The organism is Belnapia arida, assembly GCF_016773205.1.
GTDB lineage: Bacteria > Pseudomonadota > Alphaproteobacteria > Acetobacterales > Acetobacteraceae > Belnapia > Belnapia arida.
In genome coordinates this window covers 1-5,804 of sequence record NZ_JAETWB010000099.1, presented here as the reverse complement: position 1 = coordinate 5,804, position 5,804 = coordinate 1, and the positions used below count along the sequence as shown (strand labels likewise).

General features: G+C 65.8%; 10 protein-coding genes. 2 read left to right on the top strand and 8 right to left on the bottom strand.

The window, feature by feature from the left end:
* Positions 1-91 precede the first annotated feature (91 nt).
* Positions 92-445 carry a hypothetical protein gene (locus JMJ56_RS32495; RefSeq protein ID WP_202836018.1) on the bottom strand — a complete coding sequence of 118 codons (354 nt, stop codon included), beginning with the start codon at positions 443-445 and terminating at the stop codon, positions 92-94.
* Between the two features lie 517 nt (positions 446-962).
* On the opposite strand from JMJ56_RS32495, the gene JMJ56_RS32490 reads away from it, so the two are divergent.
* On the top strand, positions 963-1,229 hold the full coding sequence (locus JMJ56_RS32490; RefSeq protein ID WP_202836017.1) for a hypothetical protein: 267 nt from the start codon (positions 963-965) through the stop codon (positions 1,227-1,229).
* A gap of 159 nt (positions 1,230-1,388) precedes the next feature.
* Here the strand turns inward: JMJ56_RS32490 and JMJ56_RS32485 are convergent, their stop codons facing one another.
* Positions 1,389-1,739 carry a hypothetical protein gene (locus tag JMJ56_RS32485; protein WP_202836016.1) on the bottom strand — a complete coding sequence of 117 codons (351 nt, stop codon included), beginning with the start codon at positions 1,737-1,739 and terminating at the stop codon, positions 1,389-1,391.
* A 74-nt stretch (positions 1,740-1,813) separates the two neighbouring features.
* Positions 1,814-2,155 carry a hypothetical protein gene (locus tag JMJ56_RS32480; protein WP_202836015.1) on the bottom strand — a complete coding sequence of 114 codons (342 nt, stop codon included), beginning with the start codon at positions 2,153-2,155 and terminating at the stop codon, positions 1,814-1,816.
* Between the two features lie 187 nt (positions 2,156-2,342).
* Between JMJ56_RS32480 and JMJ56_RS32475 the strand changes: the two genes are divergently transcribed.
* Entirely contained in the window at positions 2,343-2,579 is a 237-nt protein-coding gene (locus tag JMJ56_RS32475; protein ID WP_202836014.1) for a hypothetical protein, read from the top strand.
* A gap of 61 nt (positions 2,580-2,640) precedes the next feature.
* On the opposite strand, the gene JMJ56_RS32470 is transcribed toward JMJ56_RS32475, so the two are convergent.
* The 5 genes from JMJ56_RS32470 to JMJ56_RS32450 all read right to left on the bottom strand — a co-directional run.
* On the bottom strand, positions 2,641-3,264 hold the full coding sequence (locus tag JMJ56_RS32470; RefSeq protein WP_328702525.1) for a Crp/Fnr family transcriptional regulator: 624 nt from the start codon (positions 3,262-3,264) through the stop codon (positions 2,641-2,643).
* A 427-nt stretch (positions 3,265-3,691) separates the two neighbouring features.
* Positions 3,692-3,955, bottom strand: coding sequence for a hypothetical protein (locus tag JMJ56_RS32465; RefSeq protein WP_202836012.1), 264 nt, complete (start codon positions 3,953-3,955; stop codon positions 3,692-3,694).
* Between the two features lie 52 nt (positions 3,956-4,007).
* Positions 4,008-4,292 carry a hypothetical protein gene (locus JMJ56_RS32460; protein WP_202836011.1) on the bottom strand — a complete coding sequence of 95 codons (285 nt, stop codon included), beginning with the start codon at positions 4,290-4,292 and terminating at the stop codon, positions 4,008-4,010.
* A gap of 494 nt (positions 4,293-4,786) precedes the next feature.
* Positions 4,787-5,032, bottom strand: a complete 246-nt coding sequence (locus JMJ56_RS32455; RefSeq protein ID WP_202836010.1) for a hypothetical protein — start codon at positions 5,030-5,032, stop codon at positions 4,787-4,789.
* Positions 5,033-5,333: 301 nt separating this feature from the next.
* Positions 5,334-5,804 (bottom strand): hypothetical protein (locus JMJ56_RS32450; protein WP_236039040.1); only part of this gene is annotated, 471 nt, incomplete at its 5' end.

Genomic DNA, 5,804 nt, shown 5'->3' with positions numbered 1-5,804 from the left:
CACGGCTTCGGCGTGGCCGGCACCATCACGCCGCTGGTCGACCTGTGGGTGGAGGAGAAGCGACTGCCCAGCTACATACGGCTGGTGAGGCCTACTCCCTGATCACCATGCCCATGGTCTGCGGCAGCCGGCCCTTGCGCTCGACCGTCTCCGGCGACCGATCGTCCACGGCCAGGCTGAGGGAGACCCGGCCCCCGCAGCGGCATTTCAGGCGCTGCTCGAGCTCGCCCGCCGTCGCCGCGCTCGAGCCCATCATCTGGATGGCCAGCTCAATGCCGATCATGACGCGGCGCTGGCACTGCCGGCAGGTGCCCGAGAAGTAGTGGATGTGGATGTGGGGGAGGTAGCAGCGGAGGCGAACCGTGCCGTCAGGGCCGATGGGGTCTGGATCGGGGACGGGGGCATGCATTGGGGAACGGTAGGCGAACGCGAGCGGGAGCGGCAACACCGCGGCCCAGCTGGAGGTGCAGGTAGGATAGCGGCGGCGGCACTTAGGACAAAAAAAGGGCGGCACCCGAAGGCGCCGCCGAGTTTAGAGAGGAAACGTCCAAGAAAACGGGACACTGTCGTGCCCCGCGCTGGAGACATGACGCCGCAACCAAGATCACACAACCCACGTTGTGCAGCGCAGCATGTCGCCTCCATGAAGGTACGCTTCCGGCTCTATCGCCTGTAAAGGGAACAGGAAGCAGGGTTTTTTCATGCCGACTTCGCAACCGCGATGTGCTGGAACTTCTGCCGTGAGGCAAGTCCAACAACGTCGCGCCTGCAGAGCGAAGGTGGAGGGCCCAGCATGCCGATGCCCCTAACAGTCACGCTTCTTGATACAGTCGGCGGATGGGAGCCGGTAATCTTGTGGGGCGGCAAAGTCCTCGCCCGTGCGGACAAGCGGTTTCGCACAAGACAGGCCGCTATGGACTACCTCCGGGCATGGCCTCCCGCGCAGCAGGTGGAGCGCTTCCATGTGGCACCGTAGGCCTCGCTCCACCACGTCTTCGACAGCGACGCGTCATCTGCGCCAAGTCAGCGTCCAGCACTACCGACTGTTTCGGCTGTCGATCCGCGAGGATGGCGGCGACGGATGGAACGTCAGGGTCTATCCGCCGAGCGGGAAGGATGGTTGGGAGCTGCAATGCAGCGTGCCGGACGGCCTGGACGAACTGCTGGCGGAAGCGCGCCAGCGCATTGATCGCCGTCTTGATGGCGAGGCGTGGCCGCAGAACCCGTGATTTTCACGCAGGTGTAAGGTGCGGGGGAGGCAGGTGAGACAAGGCAGGCACAAGAGGGAGAGTGTTTCTGCCGCTAGGAGGTAGTGTTGCTCCTAACCCGCCCCGCAGCCACGAGGATGCACCGAAGGCGTCACCGGAAAATAAATTGAGGCGCTGTTTTTAGCCTACCAAAGCGCTACTCGCTGGTTCCTGCACCTGCACCCCTAACCGAGCCGCAGCGGCTTCGAGTTGTGCCACATCGCCCTCGCGCCATTGATGCCGGGTCAGCAGCTTGGTCGCCTCGGCCGGCGGCATCCCAAGGGCGGCGCCGATCTCGGCGGGTTTGGTGATGCCCCGCTCATCCAGCTCGCGGCCGATCGCCATCTTCAACCGGATCATGGTCAGCCGGTCGGCGGTTCGGCGCCGGCGCTCCTCGGGCGAGATCTTCGGTTTCGCGGGCGGCATCTGGTCGGGGGGCAGGCTCATGTCGTGGATGTCGGTCGCCGCCGCGGTCGATGCCAGACGGGACATGATGGAACTGCCGGACATGCAAAGGGGCGCCAAAGGCGCCCCATGCAATCTCACCAACCTGGCTCGTGGTGTGGCTAACCGCCGTGGCGAGTGAACTGGCCAGCGAGGGTCGGGCTGGCAGCCTGCGCCGGGACATACACCAGCGTCTGCTCGCGGCCACCGCCGACCAGCTGGGCCACACTGCCACTCTGCTGCTGCCTCGTGGTCTGGCCCGAATAGGCGATGCTGCGGTTGGTGCTCTCGCCGGTGATGCGGGCATAGCCGCCACCGACCACATTCTGGCTCGGCGCCAGGTACTCAATGCGGGGGCCACCATCGGCGCCGCCACCCACCAGGCGGGGGCCGTTGTCTTGCGCCTGGGCAGCGCCCATGGCACCGAGGGCGATCAGCGAGGCAAATACAGTAGTACGGAACATGGCTTGGTTCTCCGTCTCGGAGGCCAGCAGCTCAGAGCGTGACGCCCAGCCGGCCTTGCTTGAGGCGGAAGATGATCCCCGCATCGGCTCAGCACCAATATGAAGCCTGGATGCCATGCATCCACCAGATGGATGAACGGCGTAACGGCTAAACGGTTACCTGGAAGCCTCGAGACAGGAGGAAGCCATGCCGCGCCTTACCGCCATGCCCGTGCAGGATCTCACGCTGGAGACAGCCATAGACCACTACTGCGCCGCCTTTGGCCGCGATGCGCTGCCTTGCATCGCAGGCCTCGACAGCGCCATGGCCGGTGCTGCCGCAGTCATGCTGGCTGATGCGGTCACGGCTCGGCGCCCTCTGCGATACTGCGCCATCGCTGATGCGTTGGGCGGGCCGCAGCCGCCAGAATGCGCGTCGCTGTAGGCCTGTTGAACTTCGACCCTAACTGCCTCGCCGCCACGGCCCAGGACAGCGCCAGCCCTTGTCACCATCGGTAGGGGATCTCACCGGGTGGAAGCCCAAACAGCCGATCGCGGGCGCGGCGGGTGATGCCATAGCACTCGCAGGCGACCGCCTCGAGGCCGGGCCGGTCGGTGATGGTGACGCGGCCACCGCCGTAGCGGATCAGCCCTGCCTTCTGCAGCGCGCCGGCCGCCACCGTGACCCCGGCGCGGCGCACCCCCAGCATTATGCCGAGCACCTCATGGGTAAACGGCACGGTATCGCCTTCGGTCCGGTCGTGCGCCATCAGCAGCCAGCGCGCGAGGCGTTGGTCGATATGGTGGCGGCCGTTGCAGGCACCGGTGCGCGCTACCTGGCCGTGATGGACCAGGGCATAGCGGTTCAGCAGGCGCCGCAGCGCAGGCAAGCGTTCCAGCGCCGCGCGGAAGGCGTCAGCCGGGAGGCGGTAGCCGGTGCCGGCCATCTGGACGATGCCTTCCAAGTCGTCGCGGTCATCGTCGAGCAGCAGGGGCAGCCCGACCACGCCCTCGTTCCCGACGAGCCCGACCTCTGCACTGTCGCCATCCTCGAGGGTGGCGAGCATGGAGACGATCCCGGTTTCGATGAACCACGCCGCCTGCATGGGCTGCTCCGGTACCTGGAGCACGTCACGCGAAATCAGATCGACCGGCTCGAGCTGGGGCCAAAGCTCGGCCAGGTCTTCTGGCCGTAAAGCTAGCAGCAGGCGGTTGCGCAGGTCGGATGGGGGAGCATTAGGGGAGGCCAAAGTACAAGCTCCTCGCTGGGGGCGGGAGCACTAGCCTCTCTCGGTCGCCGGATGCTGGGAAGGATCGGCCCGGACGATGGGGATGTCTGCGCGCTCTACAGCCTCTTGGCTGTACGGTAAGAGACCATCGGACAGGGGGCCGAGACGCTAGCCAGATTGCACCAGCGAGCGTGTGCCCATTCGCCGGCTGAGGCCAGGAGAAAGTGCTGGATCCGACCCCGCTCCGTAGGCCGCGCGGTGGCATCGGGGATGACTGGCTTGATCACCTCTGGGACCAGCAGCCGATCGCCAGCAGCTTCGGCTAGGTTCATGCCCGCCCCCTAGTCGTATCACCGCCTGCCGCCGCTATGCGGGCTAACTCGGCCCGCGCTCCGACGACGAAGGCTTGGACCATCTCGGCGCTCTCGGACGGCGTGTAGCCCGCGTCCCGAGCTGCCGCGGCGATCTGCTCGAAGGTGCGGCTGATCTGCTCTGGCACATCGGCTGCGGGCATCTGCACCAGCATCTCCTGCGCGAAGGCCGCGCCGGCTGCGCGGCTGTCGGCCAAGTCCTCAGCTTTGAGACGGCTCATGCTCACTCTCCACGGGGCTGTGGCTTCGGCGGAGGCTGACCAGCGGCGCCGGTTAGCTCGGCCAGCCGTCGCTTGCTGGCTCCCACACCCGCACTCCCAGATGGGCCGCCGCTGCTTCAAGCTGCTCGACGTCGCCCTCGCGCCATTGGTGCCCGGTCAGCAGCTTGGTCGCCTCGGCTGGCGGCAGCCCGAGCGCAGTGCCGATCTCGGCCGGCCTGGTGATGCCGCGCTCATCCAGCTCGCGGCCGATCGCCATCTTCAACCGGATCATGGTCAGCCGGTCGGCGGTTCGGCGCCGGCGCTCCTCGGGCGAGATCTTCGGCTTTGCGGGCGGCATCTGGTCGGGGGCAGGCTCATGCCAAGGATGTTGGTCGTTGCCGCTGCCGACGCTAGCTCACTACAGGTTCAGGCCAGCAGCGCAGATCGATCCCCCGATTGATCCGCGCTGCCGGTCTCTGATGCGGCACTTAGCCCCCCGACTACGTGCCGCAGCACAACTTCAGCGCGATTTTTCTGAGACCACAAGAGATTGTATACTTGCAGTCGAAGATATATGTGCATAACTGCCGTTTTAGGCAAGTCGTCCTGATTTCCCCCTACTGGGACGACTGAAAACTCCGGCGGCTTGATCCCCCGATTGTCGCCGCCGGAGTGCCTTCAACCCAAGCGGTTGGTTTTCGCTCAAAAGATGATGCGGACGACAGCGAGGAAACCTGGGGCATCGTTTTCGGTTGAGATATCAACCGCAGGGAATGTGACCCCCCTGCCTAACCTGTCTCTTCCAGGCTGCCTGACCCCCCTCAGGCGGCCTTTCTTTGCCTGCGGTGCGTCTCATGACGCTGGATCCTGCCTTCCCTTCGCCAGGTATTGCTGCGCTTGGCCAATGAGCCGACGATCTGCAGCACCGGCGACAAGGCCGGCTGCGGTGAAGGCCTCATAGGCTTCAATCGCCGCCACCGCTGCAGCGCGGATATCCTCTTTGACCCGATGCTCAGGATCAGCCCAGCCCGCGGTCTGGAGCATCAGCAGCGCTCGTCTGAAGCGATCCGCGGCAATGATCTGCTCTCGGGCCGTCATGGCTTGTTCTCTCCTCAATATGATTAGGCCTTAGCTTGGTGTCTCGAGAGGAGCAGCAGACGCCAAGTCACCAGCCGCACCCGCAACGCAAGCGACCGGCCCTCCAGCAGCTTCGGTCCGGTTCACTTCTCCCCGTCGCTGGGTCGGAGCTTGCGCCGTACCAGTCGCCAGTTCGGCTGCGGCTTCAGCGGAAAACTGGACGGCTCTGCCTGCAGCGGCTGCCGTGTGGCGCGGAAGGGGCGGGCGCTCATGCCGTACCCCTGGCCGCTTCCAGCACTAGCCGCGCCGTCGTTCAGCCTGCTTAGGTGCGTGCTGGCTCCGACACTTGTACCCCCAACCGGGCCGCTACCGCCTCAAGCAGCGCCACCTCACCCTCTTTCCAGAGGTCCCGGCTCAACAGGGCGGATGCTTCCTCGGGTAGCATCCCGAGGGCGTTGCCAATCGCTTCGGGCGTACTGATGCCTCTGGTCTCCAGTTCGCGGCGGATCGCTTCCCGGAGATTGTCGGCCTCGGCCAGCTCCACCCGCCATGTGAAGGTCTCCACGCTGTCCCGGATGTCCCTCAGCCGGTGCCAAAGCTCGCCGGCCAGGTAGTTGAGCGCGAGCACCTCCGGACTGACCTCGCCGGCGCTGACCTTCACCACCATCTCCAGGGCGTGAATGGCGCCCCAGGCGTCGTCGACTACTTGGGACATGTCCTCCACGTCCACCCGGCTGATGTGCGCCCGCGCGTTCATGCCGTCCCCCGGTTCAGCGCCCGCAGGTCGCGCAGG